General features: G+C 46.1%; 20 protein-coding genes. 13 read left to right on the plus strand and 7 right to left on the minus strand.

Going from position 1 to position 22418, the window contains the following annotated elements:
* Positions 1–32: 32 nt before the first annotated feature.
* Positions 33–251, minus strand: coding sequence for a DUF2909 family protein (locus tag ACVBIU_RS03115; RefSeq protein ID WP_447158990.1), 219 nt, complete (start codon positions 249–251; stop codon positions 33–35).
* On the opposite strand from ACVBIU_RS03115, the gene ACVBIU_RS03120 reads away from it, so the two are divergent.
* The 5 genes from ACVBIU_RS03120 to ACVBIU_RS03140 all read left to right on the plus strand — a co-directional run bounded on the left by ACVBIU_RS03120 (position 250) and on the right by ACVBIU_RS03140 (position 4334).
* The gene (locus ACVBIU_RS03120) at positions 250–987 is read left to right on the plus strand and encodes an SURF1 family protein (protein WP_447163051.1); all 738 of its coding nucleotides are present in this window, start codon (positions 250–252) and stop codon (positions 985–987) included. The genes ACVBIU_RS03115 and ACVBIU_RS03120 overlap by 2 nt on opposite strands.
* A 127-nt stretch (positions 988–1114) precedes the next feature.
* Positions 1115–1660 carry a hypothetical protein gene (locus tag ACVBIU_RS03125; RefSeq protein ID WP_447158992.1) on the plus strand — a complete coding sequence of 182 codons (546 nt, stop codon included), beginning with the start codon at positions 1115–1117 and terminating at the stop codon, positions 1658–1660.
* A gap of 13 nt (positions 1661–1673) precedes the next feature.
* Positions 1674–2657 (plus strand): COX15/CtaA family protein, encoded by a 984-nt coding sequence (locus ACVBIU_RS03130; RefSeq protein ID WP_447163052.1) that lies wholly within the window; start codon positions 1674–1676, stop codon positions 2655–2657.
* 65 nt (positions 2658–2722) lie between these two features.
* Positions 2723–3628, plus strand: coding sequence for a heme o synthase (cyoE, locus tag ACVBIU_RS03135; protein ID WP_447163053.1), 906 nt, complete (start codon positions 2723–2725; stop codon positions 3626–3628).
* Positions 3629–3704: 76 nt separating this feature from the next.
* Positions 3705–4334 carry an SCO family protein gene (locus tag ACVBIU_RS03140; protein ID WP_447158995.1) on the plus strand — a complete coding sequence of 210 codons (630 nt, stop codon included), beginning with the start codon at positions 3705–3707 and terminating at the stop codon, positions 4332–4334.
* 244 nt (positions 4335–4578) lie between these two features.
* Here the strand turns inward: ACVBIU_RS03140 and ACVBIU_RS03145 are convergent, their stop codons facing one another.
* Entirely contained in the window at positions 4579–5625 is a 1047-nt protein-coding gene (locus ACVBIU_RS03145; RefSeq protein WP_447163054.1) for a polysaccharide deacetylase family protein, read from the minus strand.
* 18 nt (positions 5626–5643) lie between these two features.
* Here ACVBIU_RS03145 and ACVBIU_RS03150 point away from each other — a divergent pair, with 18 nt between their 5' ends.
* Entirely contained in the window at positions 5644–6975 is a 1332-nt protein-coding gene (locus ACVBIU_RS03150; RefSeq protein WP_447163055.1) for an MATE family efflux transporter, read from the plus strand.
* A 68-nt stretch (positions 6976–7043) separates the two neighbouring features.
* Here ACVBIU_RS03150 and nfuA read toward each other — a convergent pair whose 3' ends face one another.
* Entirely contained in the window at positions 7044–7622 is a 579-nt protein-coding gene (gene nfuA / locus ACVBIU_RS03155; protein WP_447158998.1) for a Fe-S biogenesis protein NfuA, read from the minus strand.
* Between the two features lie 210 nt (positions 7623–7832).
* Between nfuA and ACVBIU_RS03160 the strand changes: the two genes are divergently transcribed.
* Positions 7833–10376 (plus strand): M14 family zinc carboxypeptidase, encoded by a 2544-nt coding sequence (locus tag ACVBIU_RS03160; protein ID WP_447163056.1) that lies wholly within the window; start codon positions 7833–7835, stop codon positions 10374–10376.
* 28 nt (positions 10377–10404) lie between these two features.
* Here ACVBIU_RS03160 and ACVBIU_RS03165 read toward each other — a convergent pair whose 3' ends face one another.
* Complete coding sequence (locus ACVBIU_RS03165) at positions 10405–11142, minus strand: ComF family protein (RefSeq protein WP_447163057.1); 738 nt, start codon at positions 11140–11142, stop codon at positions 10405–10407.
* 77 nt (positions 11143–11219) lie between these two features.
* On the opposite strand from ACVBIU_RS03165, the gene bioH reads away from it, so the two are divergent.
* A complete protein-coding gene (bioH, locus tag ACVBIU_RS03170) occupies positions 11220–11993 on the plus strand; it encodes a pimeloyl-ACP methyl ester esterase BioH (protein ID WP_447159001.1) in 774 nt (257 codons plus the stop codon).
* A 76-nt stretch (positions 11994–12069) separates the two neighbouring features.
* Positions 12070–12564, plus strand: a complete 495-nt coding sequence (locus ACVBIU_RS03175; RefSeq protein ID WP_447159002.1) for a hypothetical protein — start codon at positions 12070–12072, stop codon at positions 12562–12564.
* Between the two features lie 63 nt (positions 12565–12627).
* On the opposite strand, the gene ACVBIU_RS03180 is transcribed toward ACVBIU_RS03175, so the two are convergent.
* Positions 12628–14979 carry a Tex family protein gene (locus tag ACVBIU_RS03180; protein WP_447163058.1) on the minus strand — a complete coding sequence of 784 codons (2352 nt, stop codon included), beginning with the start codon at positions 14977–14979 and terminating at the stop codon, positions 12628–12630.
* Positions 14980–15139: 160 nt separating this feature from the next.
* Positions 15140–15622 (minus strand): transcription elongation factor GreB, encoded by a 483-nt coding sequence (greB, locus tag ACVBIU_RS03185; protein ID WP_447159004.1) that lies wholly within the window; start codon positions 15620–15622, stop codon positions 15140–15142.
* Between the two features lie 352 nt (positions 15623–15974).
* On the opposite strand from greB, the gene ompR reads away from it, so the two are divergent.
* The 3 genes from ompR to ACVBIU_RS03200 all read left to right on the plus strand — a co-directional run bounded on the left by ompR (position 15975) and on the right by ACVBIU_RS03200 (position 20078).
* Positions 15975–16700 (plus strand): osmolarity response regulator transcription factor OmpR, encoded by a 726-nt coding sequence (gene ompR / locus ACVBIU_RS03190; protein ID WP_447159005.1) that lies wholly within the window; start codon positions 15975–15977, stop codon positions 16698–16700.
* 32 nt (positions 16701–16732) lie between these two features.
* Positions 16733–18055 carry a two-component system sensor histidine kinase EnvZ gene (gene envZ / locus ACVBIU_RS03195; protein WP_447163059.1) on the plus strand — a complete coding sequence of 441 codons (1323 nt, stop codon included), beginning with the start codon at positions 16733–16735 and terminating at the stop codon, positions 18053–18055.
* An 82-nt stretch (positions 18056–18137) separates the two neighbouring features.
* Entirely contained in the window at positions 18138–20078 is a 1941-nt protein-coding gene (locus ACVBIU_RS03200; protein ID WP_447163060.1) for a methyl-accepting chemotaxis protein, read from the plus strand.
* Positions 20079–20128: 50 nt separating this feature from the next.
* Here ACVBIU_RS03200 and ACVBIU_RS03205 read toward each other — a convergent pair whose 3' ends face one another.
* Positions 20129–20602, minus strand: coding sequence for a redoxin family protein (locus ACVBIU_RS03205; protein ID WP_447159008.1), 474 nt, complete (start codon positions 20600–20602; stop codon positions 20129–20131).
* Between the two features lie 293 nt (positions 20603–20895).
* Between ACVBIU_RS03205 and ACVBIU_RS03210 the strand changes: the two genes are divergently transcribed.
* A complete protein-coding gene (locus ACVBIU_RS03210) occupies positions 20896–22314 on the plus strand; it encodes a magnesium transporter (RefSeq protein WP_447163061.1) in 1419 nt (472 codons plus the stop codon).
* The last annotated feature ends 104 nt before the right edge of the window (positions 22315–22418 follow it).

Consider the following 22418-nt stretch of genomic DNA (forward strand, 5'->3'; position numbering starts at 1 on the left):
ATATTAATACGATCACATAAACAATAATGTCATCAGTAGGGTCTGGAGTTAGGTGTTATGACTCCCGTCCCTAATGCCACCAGCAGTAACAGCACCACGAGTACAGAAAAGAGGACTCGGCGACCTAAGAATTGACTCATGGGGATACTCTTTTCTCCTTTCACCATAATAAATAGGGCTCGACCTAAATTAACCAGTATGAATAGCAGTAGCAGTACGAAAACTAATTTAAAGACAAACAAAGCAGACATGGCGCTTCCTCGCGTTAAGATGAATCTTGCTTGGTTATTTATTGTGCTTTCTACTGTGATTGTGTTTTCTATTTTGGTCAAGTTAGGTTTTTGGCAGCTTGAAAGAGCTCAATATAAGGCTCTCTGGCAGCAACAACTAACAGATAGACAAGCAGCTTCTGTATTAAACTATTCGCAACTGCTCAGCCTCCCTAAAGATGAGCCTTTAACAGGGTTTAAGCTAAAAACGGCGGTGACTCCCATCTCAACCAATGTTTTCTTGCTCGATAATCAAGTCTATGAGGGTAGAGTAGGCTACATTGCCTTACAAGCTTTGCAGGTCAGTGCATCAGAGCCATGGTTGTTAGTTGAACTCGGCTTTATCTCAGCGAGTATGGATCGCTCTAAGCTACCAAACGTAACAGCGATTACCAATCCTATAATGCTAGAGGGGCGGGTTTACCAAAAGCAGTTTAACCCGATGAGCTTTGATCTGATGGCTGAAGCTGGTTGGCCCAAACGCATCCAAAATCTCAATATCCCACAGCTGTCTGAACAACTTAATCAATCGCTCTCCGGCGTCGTATTACAGCCGAGTAATCTTGACAACCCATACCCTCATCCGTGGCAACCAATCCCGTTATCGTCGCAGAAGCATCAAGGTTATGCCGTACAGTGGTTTGCAATGGCAGGCGTATTTATATTGATCATGGGCTATTTATTTTTTCGCATGTTAAAACAACGATATAACAAGTAATCATATTGCTCTATTGCTAACGAGGGTTAGACGATGTAGGTTAGAAATTAAGCTCCTAGCCGTAATGGGAAGACTTAATTTTAATCATCAAATTTGATGGATTTTAGTAAGATAAAGAGGAGATGGAATGAACTCCCCCCAAAAAAGCGGCAAAAAAACACTGATACTGTTATTACTGGCTTTTGTCCTGCCTGTGATAGCGGCAAAACTGGTGCTCAGCTTTGACCTGTACCAAGGCGGAGCCACCAATAAGGGGCAATTGCTCGATACCGATACCAGCTATCAGAATCTAGCTATGGTGAATCCACTGCCCCATGAATGGCAGTTGCTCTACCTACTTCCTAGCCACTGTAATGCCGTCTGCGAAGATAGGCTCTATATTCTGCAGCAAAGTCATACCGCACTGGGTCGACATCAAGACCGTGTTCATACCATTATTTTGGTTAATGAGCACAGTGATACGACTGTACTCGACGCCTTTGATTTTGTAACCGCAACCCCCTCTAAAGCACTTAGCCAGCTGCTTGATCAGCAAGAATTAGTGATAGTCGATCCCTTAGGTAGCTTAGTGATGAGCTACCCAGTAGCTGAAGATCATCAAGCACAAATAATGCAAGGCAAAGCCTTAGTGGCTGACCTACGTAAGTTACTCAAACTATCACGGATTGGCTAAGGAGACGTTTGATATGCAGATTAAGTCGCTATTGAAAGTCACATTAGTGTTTACTTTATGCGTGATTCTGATGGGAGCATATACTCGACTATCGGATGCTGGTCTTGGCTGCCCAGACTGGCCCGGCTGCTATGGCATGCTCAAAGTCCCTACCCAAACTCATGAGCTAAACCAGGTGCAACAAGCCTTTCCAGAACATACAGTTGAAGCAGATAAAGCATGGCTTGAGATGATCCACCGTTACATTGCCGGTGCCTTGGGTTTATTGGTATTACTCATCTTAATCCTCAGCCTTAAGACTAAGGATACGCCTAAGAAACTGCCTATGTTTATTGCAGCGCTTATCATCTTCCAAGCTGCGCTCGGCATGTGGACAGTGACGATGAAACTGATGCCGATTATCGTTATGGCACATCTATTGGGCGGGTTTGCACTGTTCTCGCTGCTGTTATTACTTTATCTACGCAGTAAACCGCTTAGGATCCCTGGTGGTGATGCTCCTGCACGAAAGATGGCAGGCTTTGCCGCCATCTGCATTGGAGTTTTGTTACTGCAAATTGTTTTAGGTGGCTGGACTTCATCAAATTATGCCGCGCTGGCCTGCACCACCTTGCCATTTTGTGAGGGAAACTGGGTTGACAATCTGAGCTTTGCTCAAGCCTTTTCGCCATTTCAAGGTGAACACGTCAGTTATGAATATGGTGTTTTAGACTATTCAGCCAGAATGACCATTCATGTTGCCCATCGTATCGGCGCTGTGATTACCGCGGTCATGCTGCTGTATTTAGCCTTCAAGCTTATTCGCACCGCTAACTCAAACATCATGCGTAATACCGCATGGCTATTAGTCGCTTTGGTCATTGTGCAAGTCGCACTGGGGATCAGCAACGTCGTTCTGCACCTACCACTGGGCATCGCGGTTTCTCATAATGGCGGCGCTGCACTATTACTACTGACGTTAGTTTTTATTAATTACGCCTTATGGCGCAAAGCATAGGGGCCTTTTATGACAACCAATAATGCCCTTTTCATTTCGCAACACAATATCGAGAGGTTTCACTAATGCAAAAACCAATCGCACTCCAGCAAGACCACTCGACGCCGCTTATTCAATGGCGCGCTTATTACGAAATGACCAAACCTAAAGTCGTGGCACTCATGTTGCTCACCGTACTCGTCGGCATGTGCTTAGCCGTACCAGGCGCTGTGCCCATCGCGCCCTTAATTGCGGGCATGGCAGGGATAGGCATGATGGCAGGTTCCGCTGCAGCCTTTAATCATCTTATCGATCGTCGTATTGATGGCTTAATGGCTCGTACCTATAACCGCCCGCTGCCTAAAGGCCGAGTATCGATAGCAAAAGCACTGACGTTTTCATTTGGCCTTGGGATCCTTGGTTTTGTCGTACTGTACGCCCTAGTTAACCCATTAACAGCATGGCTCACCTTTGCAAGTTTGATAGGTTATGCCGTGGTTTATACCGCCTACTTAAAGCGTGCGACGCCACAAAACATTGTGGTTGGCGGCTTAGCGGGAGCCATGCCACCATTACTTGGCTGGACTGCGGTTACCGGCGAATTTCACGGTAATGCACTGCTGCTTGTCATCATCATTTTTGCTTGGACTCCACCGCATTTTTGGGCGCTAGCCATTCATCGTAAAGCCGAATATGCCAAGGTCGATATCCCTATGTTACCTGTGACTCATGGTGTCGAATTCACAAAAACCTGTATTTTCCTCTATACAATTTTGTTAGCCATCGCCTGCTTATTACCCGTATTAGTAGGCATGTGTGGTCCGGTTTATTTGGTGAGTTCAACATTGCTGAGCGCTGCTTTTATCTATAAAGCTTGGCAACTTAAGTTTCACGAAGCACCCGGCATGGCGATGCAGCTATTTAAGTTTTCAATCTATCATCTGATGCTACTGTTTATCGCCTTGCTGGTTGATCACTACTTGTGGGTATAAGCCTGTTTGCATAACCATTTGACGATAAGAAATATTTACAGCTGTTATTAGGTATTAATGCGCTAGGAGAAAAAAGATGAAGCTCACATGGATTATTACAGCTATTTTAATGGTCGCTGCAGGTGCCTACGCAGGAATTCAACTAAACCAGGCTAAACCGTTAGCGCTGCAAACTAGCTTCGAGTATCCATCGCCGCAACCGTTAGCCCCATTTTCACTCACAGACCAGCGTGGTAATACATTCACCAACGCTGACTTAAATGGAAAATGGAGCCTGTTTTTCATCGGATATACCTCTTGCCCCGACGTTTGCCCGACGACCATGGGTAAATTGACCTCGGCGTACCCAAGCCTGGCGCAAGATAAAGATCTACAGGTTATCTTTCTATCTGTTGACCCACAAAGGGACTCGAGTAGCACATTGGAAAATTACATGCGCTTCTTTAATCCAGAATTTGTGGCTATCACCGGCGAACATAAGCAACTGCTGCCAGTCACCCGTAGTCTAGGTTTTGTTTATGCCATGGTAGGGGAAGGAGATAATTACCAAGTTGACCATAGCGCCTCATTTGCCCTAGTGTCACCTAAAGGTGAGAAGGTTGCGATTATCAAGCCAAAATCAGAGATCCCCGGACAATTACCTCAGATAAAAAATCGCGATTTAATTCATGACGTCAATGCAATTATTGATAAGTACTCCAGTTAACTCAGCTCAAGATTTGAGTTAAAAAACGCACAATACAAGCCTGCACACACTTTTCTTTTCATCGTGGCTTCGGTGTTGTCAGTGTTGTGAGCTAAGTAAGCGCTTCGTGGTATATCGCTTTTAAAGCAAAGAACCCAGCTTATGCTGGGTTCTTTGCTTTGTGTTTAGTCATCAAATTTAAGCTTAACTTTTGGCTTAACTTAGCGACATTTCCTTTGCAGGGGCTTTGTTATCATCTAATTAGCTATTCTGCTATCCACTGACCGTTAGATTTAGGTCGGATCCAAGGCTGTGAGAACCAGTAATAACTGCCTTTACTCTTACTCGGAGCCGTACAGTTATAACGTGAACGACCTGCGGGCAGATCCAACTCAGCCTGAATACTGAACTCATTTTCAGAGATCCAGTTAGGCTTCTTAGCCCCCTGCCCCTGAATAAAGCACATTAACTGTGATGCATTGATATCGCTCATGTCCAAAGTCACTTTAATCTCAGGTCGCCACTGACCTTGCTGCAACTGTGGATTGCTGTTGGTTTGCGAAATCACCGGCATATTTAAGCTATGTAGTTTTACCTTTAAACTGTTGAGGTCGGCATACACGCCAGCAACAGGAAAACGCGGTAGTGCCGTTAGCGGTGAATACGGACCGGCTGCACCCGACTGCTGACCAAATGCCACAAAACCATGTTTCTCAAGCATCGCTTCAATCTGTTGATTGTACTCACCATAAGGGTAAGCCAACATTTTCAAATTTTGTCCGGTCGCTTTAGCGATTTCTTTTTCGGTTCGCAGAATATTGGCTTCAATGCGTGCCAACCATTGTGCATCACTCTCACCCGCTTCTTTACGAATTAAGTGCTCATGCCCCCAGCTGTGGTTGGCAATTTCAGCTCCCTCATTAGACAAGGTGATAAGCTGCTGCCAGCTCATCATTTCGCCATATTCTTTGAGGATCGGCTCAACCGAGACAAAAAGCGTGTAGGGGAATTTATATTGCTTTAAAATGGGGTGCGCTGTATTAGCAATGCTGCGATAACCATCATCGAAGGTGATCGCAATCGTTTTTGCTGGCAGCGTTTTTTTTGCCTTAATAGACTCCACCACCGTTGAAAGTGGTACCACATTAAAGTTGTTTTCCGCCAGGTACTGCATCTGCTCTTTGAACTGTGCAGGAGTAACACTGGTGATCGCAGGCGTGCTATCTGATACATGATGATATTGTAGAATCACCGCCGCGTGAGCCGAAAAACCTGTCAGCGCAAGTAGCGCTAGCAACACGTTTTTAACCATAAATATTAGACCTCTAAAATGATTGCCTTACTGTTAAACCCACAAAAAAACCGACAGCTATTTGCCCTTGCGCTCCCCATGATCCTCTCGAATATCACGGTGCCGCTACTTGGACTCGTCGATACTGCCGTTGTTGGACATCTTAGTAACGCCTATTATTTAGGCGGCGTGGCAGTTGGGTCAACGATTATAACCTTAATTTTGTGGTTATTAGGTTTTTTACGCATGGCAACCACTGGATTAGTGGCGCAAGCCTACGGCGCAAACGATACCCAGCAACAATTTAAGCTACTGGTTCAGGCCGCAAGTTTAGCATTACTATTTGGTATTGCTGCCATTGCCCTGCAATGGCCCATCCTTAACCTTGCCATGGCGATGTCCGACGCCAGCGTTGAAGTTGAACGCTATTGTCGTGAATATTTTCAAGTGCGGATCTGGTCGACCCCGTTTGCCCTCATGAATTTAGTCATGCTTGGCTGGCTGCTAGGACGCCAACAACCTAAGGCTGCAATGTGGCAGCTTATTATCGCCAACCTAGCCAATATTGTGTTGGATATCCTCTTCGTTCTCGTTTTCGGTTGGGGAGTTAAAGGCGCAGCATTCGCATCTGTCATTGCCGATATCTCAGGTTTCCTCGTCGCACTGACTATGGTACGCGGACAGCTTAATAAGCTTGGTGGCTTTAAGCTATTTCACGTGGTCAAGCAATTGTCACTGCAAAGCTACGGCAAACTAATGGGCCTCAACACCGACATATTTGTGCGTAGTTTATGCCTACAGCTATCATTTGCGTTTATGACATTTTACGGTGCAGGCTTAGGTGATAATACTGTTGCTGCCAACGCCGTATTGCTCAACCTGCTACTGCTTATCTCTTATGCACTCGATGGCATTGCCTATTATGCTGAAGCTGAAGTTGGCCGAGCCTATGGTCAAAAAAACAGTCGTTTAATGCAAGAGTCGGTGACATTAGCCTGGGCTTGGTCTGCTATCGCCGCATTAGGCTTTACGCTGTTTTTTGCCTTAGCCGGCTCGCACATTATTGCGCTGCTGACCAGTATTAGTGAGGTCAAAGAGGTCGCCGAGCAATATCTTATCTGGGTGATATTCTTGCCTTTGCTCGCCTTCGGCTCCTACTTGTTTGATGGTGTGTATATTGGTGCAGCTAAGGGTAAAGTGATGCGTAATAGTATGATTTTATCGACCTTTGGCGTGTTCTTCCCTGTGTGGTATTTGCTAGAACCGCAGGGTAACTTTGCACTATGGGCTGCGATGAGCAGCTTTATGCTGGCTCGCAGTGCCTCACTGTCGCTGCATTACTGGTTCAAGCTCAGATTGGCATTGGTATAAGTAAGCAGACATAAAAAAACGCGACCTAGCTTAGCGCTAGAGTCGCGTTTTTTAAGAAGACATCTGTATTACTGGTAAGAGTGCTCACCATGTTGATGCTCTGTGACGTCTTTAACGCCTGTTAGCTCACCAGGGAACATTTCAAGCAATTGCTTCTCGATACCATCTTTAAGCGTTACATCAACCATAGAACAACCATTACAACCACCACCGAACTGAAGCACCGCAATGCCCTCTTCAGAGATTTCGACTAGCGAGATGTTACCACCGTGGCTAGCTAGCTGTGGGTTGATTTCAGAGTGGATCACGTACTCGATACGCTCTGATAATGAAGCGTCATCTGACACTTTGCGCATCTTAGCGTTTGGTGCTTTCAGCGTTAACTGAGAGCCCAACTGATCGGTAACGAAGTCAATAGTGGCTTCTTCTAGGAATGGTGCGCTCTTCTCGTCGACCATGGCGTTAAAGCCATTAAATTCTAGTTCAGTGTCGTCCGCTTCAACAGCATCTGGTGGACAATATGATACGCCACACTCAGCCTGCGCAGTACCTGGGCTGATAACAAATACTCGAATGTGAGTTCCTTCAGGCTGATCTGATAACAATTTAACAAAATGCGCCTGAGCTGCTTCGGAAATGGTAATCATGAAAACATGCTCCGTCAGGGATAAACCTGAGTGTTTTAGTAAGAATTAGCCCTATAATACTCTTACTCTGCAATCCTTTGTAGCCCCTAAGGCTCACAGATTAAGAATAAACACTAATTAGATCACAGTTTTTTATCTTCCCATAGAGTGGTTTTGTCGACGTGGAGCTGTTAATTTAACAACAATATTATAAATATAACGAAAAACTCCATGCTTAGAATCGGTTTCATTTTTTTATGCGCTTTTTTGATATTCCCCTCTTTTTTTGCTGAAGCAAAAAAGACGCGTTTAACCGATAACCCCCTTTATGGCGTAACCACAACCAGTCCCGAAGCATTTTTAGGTTACCCACTGGGAGAGCGTTTACTGCGCCACGATCAAATTAACTATTACCTTAAAGAAATTGCTAAGCAAAACCCCAGAGTCTCCATCGAACATACTGGCCAAAGCCATGAAGCAAGACAACAGCTCACCGCGGTTATCACCTCGCCAGAAAACCAAGCCAAACTCGATGAGATCTTAGCGCAAAGACAGCAGATCAAATATCTAGGCAAGCAAAGTGGGCCACTGATTATATGGCTAGCCTATTCAATTCATGGTGATGAAATTAGCGGTGCTCATAGCGCGATTAAACTGAGTCATATGCTAGCCACCAGCGAAGATAAGTGGGTTACCGATCTACTCGATAAGGCAGTCGTGCTAATTACGCCAAGCCAAAACCCCGACGGCCTAGACCGTTTTTCAACTTGGGCTAACGGTTATGCTGGCAAAGTGGCGGTGAGCGACCCTAACCACAAAGAACACAAACAAGGTTGGCCGACAGGTCGCAGCAATCACTATTTAGCCGATCTCAACCGTGACTGGCTGTTTCTACGTCATCCTGAATCACAGGGACGTGTTGCCTTGTTCCATCGTTGGCAGCCGCATTATGTCGGCGACTTTCATGAGATGGGCCATAACAACACATACTTTTTTCAGCCCGGTGTGCCAGATAGAACCCACCCATTAACGCCAGCAGCAAACCAAAAGTTAACCGCAAAATTGGCCGCTTATCACCAAGCTGCTCTCGATGATAAAAAGCAGAGCTATTTCAGCCGTCAATTATTCGATGATTTTTTCTATGGCAAAGGCTCAACCTACCCTGACATTAACGGCGCCATAGGGGTGCTGTTTGAACAAGCCAGTGCCCGTGGGCAACAGCAAGACTCTAAAAATGGTCTGGTGAGTTTGCAAGAGGCGATAGAAAATCAATATGCCACTTCAATATCAAGCCTCAAAGGCGCGCTAGCCTTAAAGTCTGAACTTGAGCAATACCAGGCTGACTTTTTCAAAAACAAACACCAACAAGCGATGAAGAAAAAACCTCGCCAGGCTGGACTGTTATTGAGCACAAATCATGATCCAGGCCGAATTAACGCACTGGCTAAGCTGCTAACTCAACATCAGATAGAGTATTACTATCTCACTAATCCGCTTACCCAGGGTGGTATCGAGTTCGAGGTCAACAGCAGTATTTTTATCCCGCAAAATCAGGCGCAGTCGTCACTACTTCAAGCCATGTTTGATGATAGAACAGAGTTTATCGACCCGACGTTCTATGACATTTCAACTTGGAACTTACAGCATGCTTTCGACCTAACATTGCGCCGTAATATCAAACTCGAGTTAAGTGTATTAAGTCAAAACGCACCAGAGTTTAAGCCCGATAGTTGGGACGACAGTACTACTGTTGCTTTGCTAGTTGATTGGCGCGAGAGCCAAGCGGCTTTGCTACTTCAACAACTTCTAGAGCAGGGAGTCATGGTCAAATTTGCGGCCAAACCCTTTAGCCTTGTCGTAGCCGAGCAAGAGATAGATTTTGCTGCAGGGACACTGCAAATTCCGTTAAAGCAGGACAACTTATCAGCCAACGAGATCAGCCAGAAGGTGGGCAAATTCGCCCAAAAACTTAAGGTTAACATTGTGGCAGTGAACACCAGCGCCGCAAAAAAAGGCATCGATCTTGGTAGCCCTGACTTTAAGGTCATTAAGCCCATCCGGCCATTAATCCTCAGCGGCAAAGGCACCTCAATTGCCGAAGTGGGTCAGCTTTGGTATTACCTAGATAATACCTTAGGAGTGGCCACTACCTTAGTCGATATTAATAACCTTGCCTCAGTAAAACTCAGTGACTACAGCCACATTATTATGGCCGATGGTAACTACCTCACCTTAAATGAAAGGTTTGCTCGTAAGCTGGGGCAATTTGCTTCAAACGGGGGCGTAGTGATAGCACAAAAAGGTGCGCTAGATTGGCTTAGTAATTCGAATCTGCTAAAAACTAATTTACGTAGCGATCGTTTTTACAAACAACTATTCGATGCCGACGGCTTAACCTTCGACAAAAAGCCTACATTCAAAGCGAAGCAAGAAATTGGCGGCGCTATCTTGGAGTTAAAACTTGATACTAGCCATCCAATTAACTTTGGCCTAAATGGCGATCGGCTTCCGGTACTGAAAAACAAAGTGCTAGGCTTTTCGCAAACAACTAACGACTTTACCGTGGCAGCAAAGTACACCTCGGATCCTCTGCTAAGCGGCTATTTAGCCCAAGAATATCAGAGCAGCTTTAGCAACTCGCCCGCGATTATCATCGAGTCTCGCAATCAAGGCGCTGTTGTGGGGATGGCTGATAATTTGCTCTTTAGAAATATCTGGTTAGGCAGCCAAAAAGTCTATGCTAACGCGCTCTATTTTATTCCTGCGCTGCATTAGCGCGTATAGAGAGAAGTGTTCATAAAGATTAACTCAAGCCCGGTGCTTCTGCTCTTGCGAGGCACCACACTTGCACCTGAGTATGCTTACGCTGCAATAACCTCGCGATTTCATCAACCGTGGTTCCGGTTGTCACCACATCATCAATCAAGGCGACTCGCTGCCAATTAAACTCAGTTGAAAGCTCAAAAGCATTATTAAGGTTCTTACGGCGTAACTTGCCACTTAGGCCAGCTTGTGGCTGTGTGTCTCTGCTCCTTAACAGCATATTATCGACAAGGGGAATATCAAGCCGCTTTGACAGTGCACGCGCAATTAACCATGCCTGATTAAAGCCACGCTGTTGTAGCCTTTTTCGGTGCAGTGGCACAGCAATCAACACTTGTGGTAGCTCAATAAAGCCTAAATACTCTAGGTATAAGATCCGCTGCACTAAGGCGTCGACTAACACGTCTATCACTGCAAATTGAGCCTGATACTTAATCTGCCCAACCCAATGCCCCATCCCTTGATGGTAGCTGCAGGGGGCAATCACTTTTAATTTTGAAGCAAGCATACAGCGTCCACAAAAAGGGATTTGCAGTGGCATTTCACTGCCACACCCCAAACAGATATCCGCTTGATAGCGGCAAGCATGTAAACACACAGAACAAATTCCGCGCTGAGCAGCCTCAATATGTTGATGGCACATCAAACAGCGATTGGGTAAAATAGCCGCAAGCACTCTATTCCAGAATATTATCTTGATAGGTGAAATCCTTTTCAATATTCACCAGTTAACCAAAGACAACATGGATTAGGCAAAGCCTTTCAATGTTGCATCGTTACACTATGAGGTCCTAAGTGAGCCCAATAAAGCTACATGTTGAATCTATCGGTCAAGGCCCTGACGTCGTCATGCTCCATGGCTGGGGGGTTAATAGCGCCGTATTTACTCCACTTCACAGTGCATTAAACAATTATAGATTCCACTATGTCGATCTGCCGGGATTTGGCCATAGCCAAGCCGTTATGGGCGATATTGAAGATTGGCTTGACGCCATTATGGAACAAGTACCAGAGAAGGCCATTTGGACTGGCTGGTCACTGGGTGGGCTCGTTGCCACTCTGGCTGCAATTAAGCAGCCGCAACGTGTATCAGCACTGTGCACCATAGCCTCATCACCTTGTTTTATGGCCCGAGAAAACTGGCCGGGGATCCCATCTGAGGTATTAGGCCAGTTTGCCAGCCAGCTGACTCAAGATCTGGATAAAACCGTTGAGCGTTTCTTAGCAATTCAAGCTATGGGCAGTCAAACAGCCAAGGGCGATATTAAGCAGTTGCGTGAGTTAGTACAGGCTCGCCCTTCCGCTCAGCAGAGCGCATTAGCACAAGGCTTAGACATGCTTGAAAATGTCGACTTACGTTCGCAGCTATCCCAAATAGAGCAGCCTTGGCTAAGAGTGTGGGGACGATTAGACGGCCTAGTACCTCGCAGAATGATAACGGCTATGCCACAGGTTTCAGCCAGCGAAGATATGCTACTAGCCAAAGCTTCCCATGCACCATTTATTAGCCATCAAGCCGAGTTTCTCGATGGCTACAAACCTTGGCTAGACAAACTAACTAACAGATAAACGACTCTGGCCATAGCGCTTTATTTTTACGCTGAATTCGATTAAGATTTAACCACACATTTCAGTGGGAAACATTATGTTAGTGGTGACCAACTATCCCAACGTGCCGATTGCAACATCTAATGCTGCAACCGATGCTGCGCGCACCGATGGTCAACAGCGCCCACCGATTATAGCGCCGCAACAAGCCACTAAAGGTCATGAAGAACGCGCCTTTAATCCACAGCATGAACGCACCGCAGATCAGGCACAAAACCAAGCCCGGCTTCGCGAGTCGGTGCAACAAAAGCAGCAAGGTCAATCCCAGCAACACGAGCAATCTGGTCAAGAAAAACAGAAACAAGCAGCCAACTTAAATTTAAAGCAACTGCTTAGCCAGCGGGCTCCACTCAAGCGCAGCGATATTAAACTGCCGGGACAACAACCGCCGCCAACCCATACCAGCGAAGCCAACCACCTTATGCCTAACGAGAGCTTGCAGTTTTACCAGGCCTTTGGTGTACGTATTGAAGCTTTTTACTATCAGCGAACCGAGCCCGATATACTGCCAAATTTTTTAGAAATGGCATAAAAAAACCGACAAACTCAGTTGTCGGTTTTTTTGTGTCTCTCACTAATTAGAAGTTTATAATGCTTACTTTTTTAACTTCGCGAAAGCATCGGCAAACGCGTTGCCCATGGCAGCATTGGCTTGCTGCTTAGGTTTATGGCTCTTCTGTTGGCCGCAGGGCTTATTAGCACCTTTGTTATTAGCGCCTTTATTTGCAGCACTATGGGCTGGTCGCGGTGCACTCTTAGGCGCATCGCCGGCCTTATCATCAAGACGCATGCTCAAGGCAATACGACGACGCTCAGCATCCACTTCCATCACCTTCACTTTAACGATATCACCGGCTTTAACCACCTTATGTGGATCATCAATAAACGTGTCTGTCATCGAAGAAATATGCACTAGGCCATCTTGATGAACGCCCACATCAACAAAGGCGCCAAAGTTGGTCACGTTTGTCACCACACCTTCTAAGATCATATCTAGCTTCAGATCTTTAATCTCTTCTACGCCCTCTTTAAAGGTCGCTGTCTTAAACTCACCACGAGGATCGCGACCCGGCTTATCAAGCTCAGCGAGAATATCGGTTACTGTAGGTAGACCAAATTCGCTAGTGATAAAATCTTTTGCTTCCAGTGCTTTGAGCAGCTCTGAGTTACCAACTAATTCAGCAACTGAGACCGCTTTTGCGGCAGCAATTGACTCAACTAATGAGTAGGCCTCAGGGTGCACAGATGAACCATCAAGTGGGTTGTCTCCTTCACTAATACGTAGGAAACCCGCAGCTTGCTCATAGGCTTTAGGCCCAAGACGCGCCACCTTAAGCAATGCTTTACGGTTGTTAAAACGGCCTTGCTCGTCACGATGAGTCACGATATTACGCGCTAAGGTTTTGTTTAACCCCGCAACCTGTGCAAGTAGCGCTGCTGATGCCATATTAACGTCAACACCTACACCGTTTACACAGTCTTCAACCACCGCTTCTAGCGAGCTTGATAGCTGGCTCTGACTCACATCATGCTGATATTGACCAACACCAATCGCTTTAGGTTCAATCTTTACCAGTTCCGCCAACGGATCTTGTAAACGCCGCGCAATAGACACTGCGCCGCGAATAGACACATCGACATCTGGAAACTCTTCAGAGGCTAGTTCAGAGGCTGAATACACTGATGCGCCCGCTTCACTGACCATAATTTTGGTCAATGTCGGCAAGTCAGCTTTAACTTGACTGATTAAGTCTGCTGCCAGCTTATCGGTTTCACGCGACGCAGTGCCGTTACCCACTGCAATTAACTCAACCTTGTGCATTTTAACGAGGTTACTTAAGGTTCTTACCGACTTATCCCACTGATTTTGAGGAGCGTGTGGGAAAATAGTCGTGTGCGCCACCAGTTTGCCGGTGTCGTTCACAATCGCCACTTTTACGCCAGAGCGAAGACCGGGGTCTAAACCTAGGGTCGCTTTAGCACCCGCTGGTGCCGCCATCAGTAGATCACCTAAGTTACGTGCAAATACCTTAATGGCTTCTTGTTCGGCGCTGTCGCGCATACGGCCAAGAAACTCGGTTTCCATCTGTAGCGCAATCTTCACTTTCCACGTCGCGGCAACCACGGTTTTAAGCCAAGCATCAACGGCAGTATCTGTGAGTCCCAGTTTGAAATGCTCAATAATGATCACTTCACAATAGCTCGCTCGCTTCGGCTCTTGATGCGGATCGGCATTCACATTCAGGCTCAACATGCCTTCATTGCGACCACGCAACATCGCAAGTGCACGATGTGATGGCACCTTGGTCAGCTTTTCAGAGTGTTCAAAATAATCTCTAAACTTAGCGCCTTCTTTCTCTTTACCTTTAACCATGCTGCTTTCAAGAACAGCATTTTGCTCAACTTGAGTACGAATTTTTTGCAGCAGCTCAGCATCTTCAGCAAAACGCTCCATCAAAATGAAACGTGCGCCATCAAGTACGGCCTTAGCGTCGCTAAAACCAGCAGCAGGGTTGATATATTCGCTAGCAACCGCTTCACAATCGGCTTGGCGATTCGCTAATAAGAAGTCGGCTAACGGTTCGATGCCCGCTTCAATAGCAATAAGCCCCTTAGTGCGACGCTTTGGCTTGTAGGGAAGGTAAAGATCTTCTAGGCGCGTCTTACTATCGGCAGCAATAATGGCGGCTTTCAGCTCAGGTGTTAACTTACTCTGCGCTTCAATACTCGACAAAATCACGTTACGACGATCATTAAGATCCCGTAAATAGCCTAAACGACTAAATAGGGTACGCAGTTGAGCGTCATCTAAGCCACCTGTGGCTTCTTTACGGTAACGGGCAATAAATGGCACGGTTGCGCCATCATCGAGTAATGAAATGGTATCGATAACCTGTTGCTGACGAACATTAAGTTCCTCAGCGATGAGCTGTGCAATATTTTGCATAAATAGAGGTCGAGCCTAGTTGATAAAGGGTATTGCGCCAAAGATACCACAGCACATGGATTTGGTTAATGCTAATACTAAGACAATTATGTTATTTGCATGATGAAACAGTGCAGCCAATGAGTTTGACTGCGCTTAATCTGTCAGAAAGGTAGAGACGTTACGCCTCAAAGCCTTGATAAGAAATACGATTGATATACCAAACCTGCTCACCGTTAGGCGTCTTAATCACAGCTTCGTCATCGACCTCTTTCTTTAATAAGCCACGCGCCATAGGCGAGTCGATTGAGATGTAATCTTTACGACCAAAAATCTCATCATAGCCCACGATCTTAAACTGCAGTTTATTGCCGTCATCGTTTTCAATTTCGACCCAAGCACCGAAGAATACCTTACCCTCTTGTGCTGGAGAGTAATCAACAATCTGTACATTTTCTAAGGTTTTACGTAAATATCGAACCCTACGGTCAATTTCACGCAGTTTTCTTTTATTAAAGGTGTAATCAGCATTTTCACTACGATCGCCCAAGCTCGCAGCCCAGCTCACAATTTTAGTGATCTCAGGTCGATGCTCACGCCAAAGGTAATTTAGCTCTTTTTGCAATTTCTCGAAACCTTCACGGGTGACGATAGCGGTTCTCATAGGTTCTACTTTCTAAAAGGAATTAATCAAAATTGATGGACAAAAATCATAGCACAGATCCAGTCAAGCTGAGCCATACCGCATCAAATAGCCATATAGAAAATATAACCACAAAAGTTGCTGCTATCAATTTGCTTACAATTTCAGGTACACCGCAGATAAATTATATTTTCATTAATATTCAAAAGCTTAATTTAAGCTGAAATGGATTTAACTCGCAGTATTAACCTATAAGTTAAAATGCCTGCTAGTCATTAACATATTAAAACAGCTATATTAGGAACAATCGCATTCAATATCAGCTATTTGCCTACCAAGAAGGGTTGGCAGCCGAGAAAAAAGGACCGAAAGCATGGGACAAGAAACCTCAAAAATTCTCGTCGTCGACGATGATATGAGACTACGCGCTTTATTAGAACGCTACTTGATGGAACAAGGTTATCAAGTACGTAGCGCAGCCAATGCTGAGCAAATGGACCGCTTATTAGAACGCGAAAACTTCCATCTACTGGTACTGGATCTTATGCTTCCGGGCGAAGATGGTCTGTCTATATGTCGTCGACTACGCCAAACGGGTAACCCGATCCCTATCGTCATGTTGACAGCTAAAGGCGATGAAGTAGATAGAATTATCGGCTTAGAACTCGGCGCCGATGACTACCTACCCAAGCCGTTTAACCCTAGAGAGTTGCTGGCACGTATTAAAGCCGTTATGCGCCGCCAAACACCAGAAGTACCAGGTGCCCCCACTCAGCAAGAAGAAGAGATCACTTTTGGCGAATACTCTCTAAATCTTGCCACACGCGAAATGCATCACGGCGAAGAAAGTATCGCCCTAACAAGCGGTGAGTTTGCAGTGCTTAAAGTGTTGGTCAGCCATCCACGTGAGCCCCTATCGCGCGACAAATTAATGAACCTTGCCCGTGGTCGTGATTACTCCGCTCTAGAGCGTTCGATTGACGTGCAGGTTTCTCGCCTACGTCGACTGATTGAAAACGACGCGGCTAACCCACGCTATATTCAAACGGTATGGGGCTTGGGCTATGTGTTTGTGCCCGACGGCCAATCACGAAAATAGCTAGACGACGATATCTAAGTGACGACATCTAAGTGCCCTTAAACAGACGATGGTGGCAACGCTTTTTGCCACGCAGTTCCTTCAGCCAAACTGTCATGTTAATTGGCTGCTTACTGCTAACCAATCAGCTAGTGTCATACATCTCTGTTGCCGTTTACTTTATTAAACCCAGCTATCAGCAGATAAACCAACTAATAGCGAGGCAAGTTAAATTACTGTTTGTTGACGGCGTTGATATCGGCCGCGAACACCTCACTATAGTCGATGCGCTCAATGCTAAAGTGCGCGACGACACCATGCAGTTTTATAACCAGAAACAAGCCCGCGAAGCCGGCATTGACCGTGCTGTTTACTACAGTTTTTTATCTTCTCAGATGTCTGAGTACCTTGGAGGTGAAGCAGAAGTGCGCATCGCTCAAGGGGAAGAGTTTGAGATCTGGATCCGCCCGCCTCAAGCTCCCTCTATCTGGATCAGGGTGCCACTAACCGGACTCAATGAGAAAAACCTTTCTCCACTCACCTTATATTTAATGGTCATTGGCGCCTTAAGTGTGGCGGGAGGATGGTGGTTCGCCCGCCAACAAAACCGTCCACTGAGAAGATTGCAAAAAGCGGCGATTGCGGTGTCACGAGGTGATTACCCCGCACCTTTACCACTAAGCGGGTCTACTGAGATTGTTGAGGTGACCAACACGTTTAATCAGATGTCTCATAGCATGAAGCAGTTGGAGCAAGACCGCGCCCTGTTAATGGCCGGGATCTCCCATGATCTGCGCACGCCCCTTACCCGTATTCGATTAGCATCCGAGATGATGGTTGAAGAAGATCAATACTTAAAAGATGGCATAGTCAACGATATAGAAGATATGGATGCCATCATCAATCAGTTCATCTCTTATATTCGTCAAGACCAAGAAGGTACCCGAGAGCTTGAGCAGATCAACGACCTAATTCAAGATGTGATTCAAGCTGAATCTAACCGTGAAGGCAATATTGATTCAGAGCTCACTGAATGCCCTAACGTGCCGATGCAAGGTATTGCCGTCAAACGCGTACTGAGCAACCTAGTCGAAAATGCCTACCGCTACGGCAACGGTTGGGTCAAAATTAGCTCGCAATTTAACGGTAAATACATCGGCTTTAGTGTCGAAGATAACGGCCCCGGTATCGATGAAGAGCAGATCCCCAAACTGTTCCAACCTTTTACTCAAGGTGATACAGCCAGAGGTAGTGTCGGCTCAGGTTTAGGACTCGCGATTATCAAACGTATCGTAGATAGGCATCAGGGCAAGGTGATCCTCACCAATCGTAGCGAGGGCGGATTGCATGCCCAAGTTTGGTTGCCAATTGAATAGCTTTTAATTAACCGTTCCTGTGTAATTTTTTTGTAACCCAAATGCCATATTCTAGCGCCACCTCTTGCAGTTGGCGTGAAAAATGAAAATCTCAACCCTCTCCCTTGCAGCCTCTATAACTTTACTATTGATTGCGGCACTATTGGCATCGGTCATACTTTGGAGCAACGATAGACGTCAGTTTATCGAGCAACAAACCCTACAAGTTCAACTGATCCAGCAAGGATTTTTAGTCGACATAAGGCGAGAGATCGATACTTACCTTGCCAGTGGCGATAGCAGTAAACTTAAAAATGCCAAGGGCGAACTCGAACAGATGCAGACGCAAATTGCTACACTGCACGACCTCAATACCGAGCCACTCCAACAGATTGTCACCGCTTTTATTCATGCCCTAGATAGCGACTATCGCGCCGCAGGCAAGCTGGCTGGCAACCCTCGGCAACTATTAGCCCACGCTGAATCAGAAATGCTCGATTACAACAGTCGTTTAGCAGATTACGCCATTATGGGCTTAGATGAGCACCCTGCACTTGCGGATCAATACCTAAACTTAACCCGGCTATTACCGCCTCTGGTTTATAACCTTTCGCAGATTAGTGATAGCTACCTTGTCGGTAAAGATAAACAATTAAAATCGATTCTTGAAAGTCATATTACTGAGTTAACAGACTGGCACGCCCAGCTAGACTCACTCACTTTAATCGGGATCTACCAGGCGCAGCAGTTAGATGAATTTGCCCTCGGTGAAGATGAGCCTGAAATGATAGAGATCGGTGAAGATGCCAGAGCCGAACTTCTCAGTCTCAGCAGTCGTTATAACAAAGAAATTAATAATACCCACGAGCTACTGATTGAAAACCAGCGTTCACAACACTTATTAAGCCAAGATATTAATGCCATAGAGCAGCAATTGTTAGCTTTAGGTATCGAGCAGCAAGAGCAAACTCAACAGCTCAAACAGGAACTGATGTTTGCTATCTATTCCATGGTATCTATCCTGATAATCTTTGCGGTCAGTTACCTCATCGTGTTGCAGCAACGAGTGGTTAATCCGCTAAAGCACCTCAGTAGAGCCTTCCATAAACTCACCAAATCAAATAGCCGTGAACGAATTGCCATCCAAAGACGCTGTGAAACAGGTCAGATAGCCAACTACTTTAATCAATTGCTTGAGCGCTTTGAAAAAGAAGATGAACAGCAACGCCAGCAGATGACCCAAGTCTCTAATTCATTATCCCAGCTCGTTAATCGTATTGGCCATATATCTGCCAGCACGGAGCAGACCCAGCGAGTCGTACTAACCGCTCAGCAGCAAACGGAACAAATTCGTATCTTAGCTAAAGATGTCAGCGATACGTCAGAGAGAGTTGAGCAAAGTGCACTGCAAACCCAACTACAGATGCAGCAAAGCCAACAGGAAGCCCAAGCTGTTTTGGATGCAACAGACGAAACCCAAGCAGCGGTCAAACACTGTCATCACGCACTAACGGGGTTATCAACCTCCGTCACCGATGTATCACAGATCATCGATGTTATCGGCAATATTGCAGAGCAAACTAACTTATTGGCGCTTAACGCAGCCATAGAAGCCGCTAGAGCTGGCGAACAAGGGCGAGGCTTTGCCGTTGTAGCGGAAGAGGTGCGCAACTTATCTCAGCGTACTCAAGTGTCACTAAAAGAGATCATGGACATACTTAACCAACTCACTCAAGCCAATAGCGAATTAGGTATAAGAGTCAAAGGTATCGAAGATGCCAGCGAGAGCCAAAGAGCTCGCGCTCAAAGCCTATGGCAAGTCGCACAAAGCGTGCAAACACAAGCGAGTGAAATGGCGATTACGGCTCAGCAAGGCGCCAAACATAGCCACCAGCAGGTGTGCTATTTAGATGACTTTACCGCTGCCATTATTAGCTTAAGGAATCATGCAAAAGCGGCATCAAAGCAATCTGACGAGATAGCCAAAGAGGTGCAACAGAGCGTAGAAAATATCGAGCTCAATCTTGGGATTAGGGTGGCTTAACATCATAAGGGAGCCAAAGGCTCCCTTAATCTAGCAAATATAAAATGCCGTTATAGTGCAGCCAAAATCGCTTCAGCCGTGCTGACCTCAAACGACTTAGGCGCTTCAACATTAAGCGTTGTCACCACACCATTATCGACAACCATGGCATAACGTTGTGAACGCACACCACCAAAACCAGCAGTGTCCATTTCTAGCCCGAGTGCCTTAGTAAAGCTAGCATCGCCATCGGCCAGCATCATTAATTCTGAGGCATTTTGCGCTTCGCCCCACGCCTTCATCACAAAGGCATCATTAACCGATACGCAAGCAATCAAATCGACGCCTTTGGCTTTTAATTGGTCGGCAAATACCACAAAACCCGGCAGGTGAGCCTCTGAACACGTTGGCGTAAACGCGCCAGGCACGGCAAACAGTATCACTTTTTTACCGGTAAATAGCGCTGCAACGTCATGGTTAACCATGCCATCTTTGGTCAGTTGTGCCAATGTACCCGCTGGCAGTGTTTGTCCTTGTTCAATCATGGGAGAGCCCTTCAATGTTTATAGTAAAGGATATCCTATGCCAATTTTGGCAGCACAAATACCGATAAAGTGTAAGGTTTATCCTCTCAATAACGAACACCCCAAACAGCATGTATGTATTGTTAGCACTTCCAGCCAAATCGGAACTATCAACCTCTACCACATCAAAGCTGCAAAATGTTATTATTCCCACGAATTACACACAATAACGACTCACAAAACCATTGCGAGTTAACACGTTAATCAATATAGTTGCGCAGTTTTTTACAGCCTCACTTTAAGGTCGGTTAACCATGTCATTGCCAAAAAATGAACACCCTATCGATAACAGCCAACATCAAAGCGAAACAGACTATGAAACGCCTGAGTTAGCCATGGTCGAAGTGAGCCAATCGGTTGAGCAACTGACCAATGCAGAGGGCGAGCAGCAGGCTGAACTATTCCATGACATGCTAGAAGAAGCCGAGCCCGGTACTGTGGCTTTGTTGCTAGAGTCATTACCGCTAGATGAACGTTACGAGCGCTGGTTGCAAGTTGAAACGAGTGAGCGCATTGGCGTATTAGACTTGATGCGTGCTGATCCACGTAATGGCATTTTGGATGAGATGCCTGAAGCTGAGTTAGACTTGCTGTTCTCTCAGATCTCACCTGAAGATTTGATTGAGTGGAGTGATACGCTATCTGACGCCATGACCGAGCGGGCGCTGTCACAAATGGGCGAGCGCCAACGACAGCACTACGATCGCTATGACCAATACTCTGAAAATGAAATTGGCCGTTACGCAGAGCATCAATTCTTAGCGTTAAACCTGACCTCAACCGTGTCACAAGCTCAGCGCTTCTTTCGCCGTATTAAACTCGACTGTAATGATCATGTCTTCCTGCTCGATGATGATGACAAATATATTGGCAGCGTACGTCGCCACGATGTGTTTCGTGCCGCACCAGAGAGCACACTCGCTAGCCTGCTCTGGGAAGACAGTCGCTCGATTCTCGCCGATGCCAGCTTAATTGAAGCCGCTGAAGCCATTGAACACAGTAACGAATTAGAAATTGCCGTCGTCGATACCAACGGCATTATGATTGGTCGCATGACACTGCGCAGCGCCACTGCACTCGTGCGTGAGCATTACGAGGCGCAGTTAATGGCAACCGCAGGTATGGACGAGGACGACGATCTGTTCGCGCCAATTACCGTTGGTGCTCGTCGCCGCGCAGTCTGGCTAGGCATTAACTTATTGACCGCACTTCTAGCCTCAGCCACCATCGGCTTATTTGAAAATGTGCTGGAAAAAGTGGTTGCCTTAGCTGTACTGATGCCGATAGTTGCATCGATGGGCGGTATTGCAGGTAGTCAGTCACTCACCTTGATGATCCGCGGTATGGCCATGGGGCAGGTATCCTCAGGTAACGTCATGTCACTGCTAAAAAACGAGCTCGGTATCGGTATCTTAAATGGTGTGCTGTGGGCGACAGTGATTGGTCTGATTGCCGGCTACTGGTTTCACGATCCCATTATTGGCACTGTGATTGGCGCGGCTATTTTAATTAATATGGCGGTAGCGGCCATTGCAGGGGTAATGGTGCCGATGATATTGCAGAAAATGAATCAAGATGCCGCGCTGTCGGGCTCGGTCATTTTAACCACCGTCACTGATGTGGTGGGCTTCTTCTGCTTCTTAGGCCTCGCTTCGGTTCTGTATTTATATTAATAACGAATAATCAAAAACAGCAAAGCCTAGCTAAAATAGCTAGGCTTTTTAATATTAATGATTACAAGACTTCCCACCAAACTAGCTCTTGAGCGGATACATCC

The organism is Shewanella sp. 30m-14 (genome assembly GCF_052977125.1).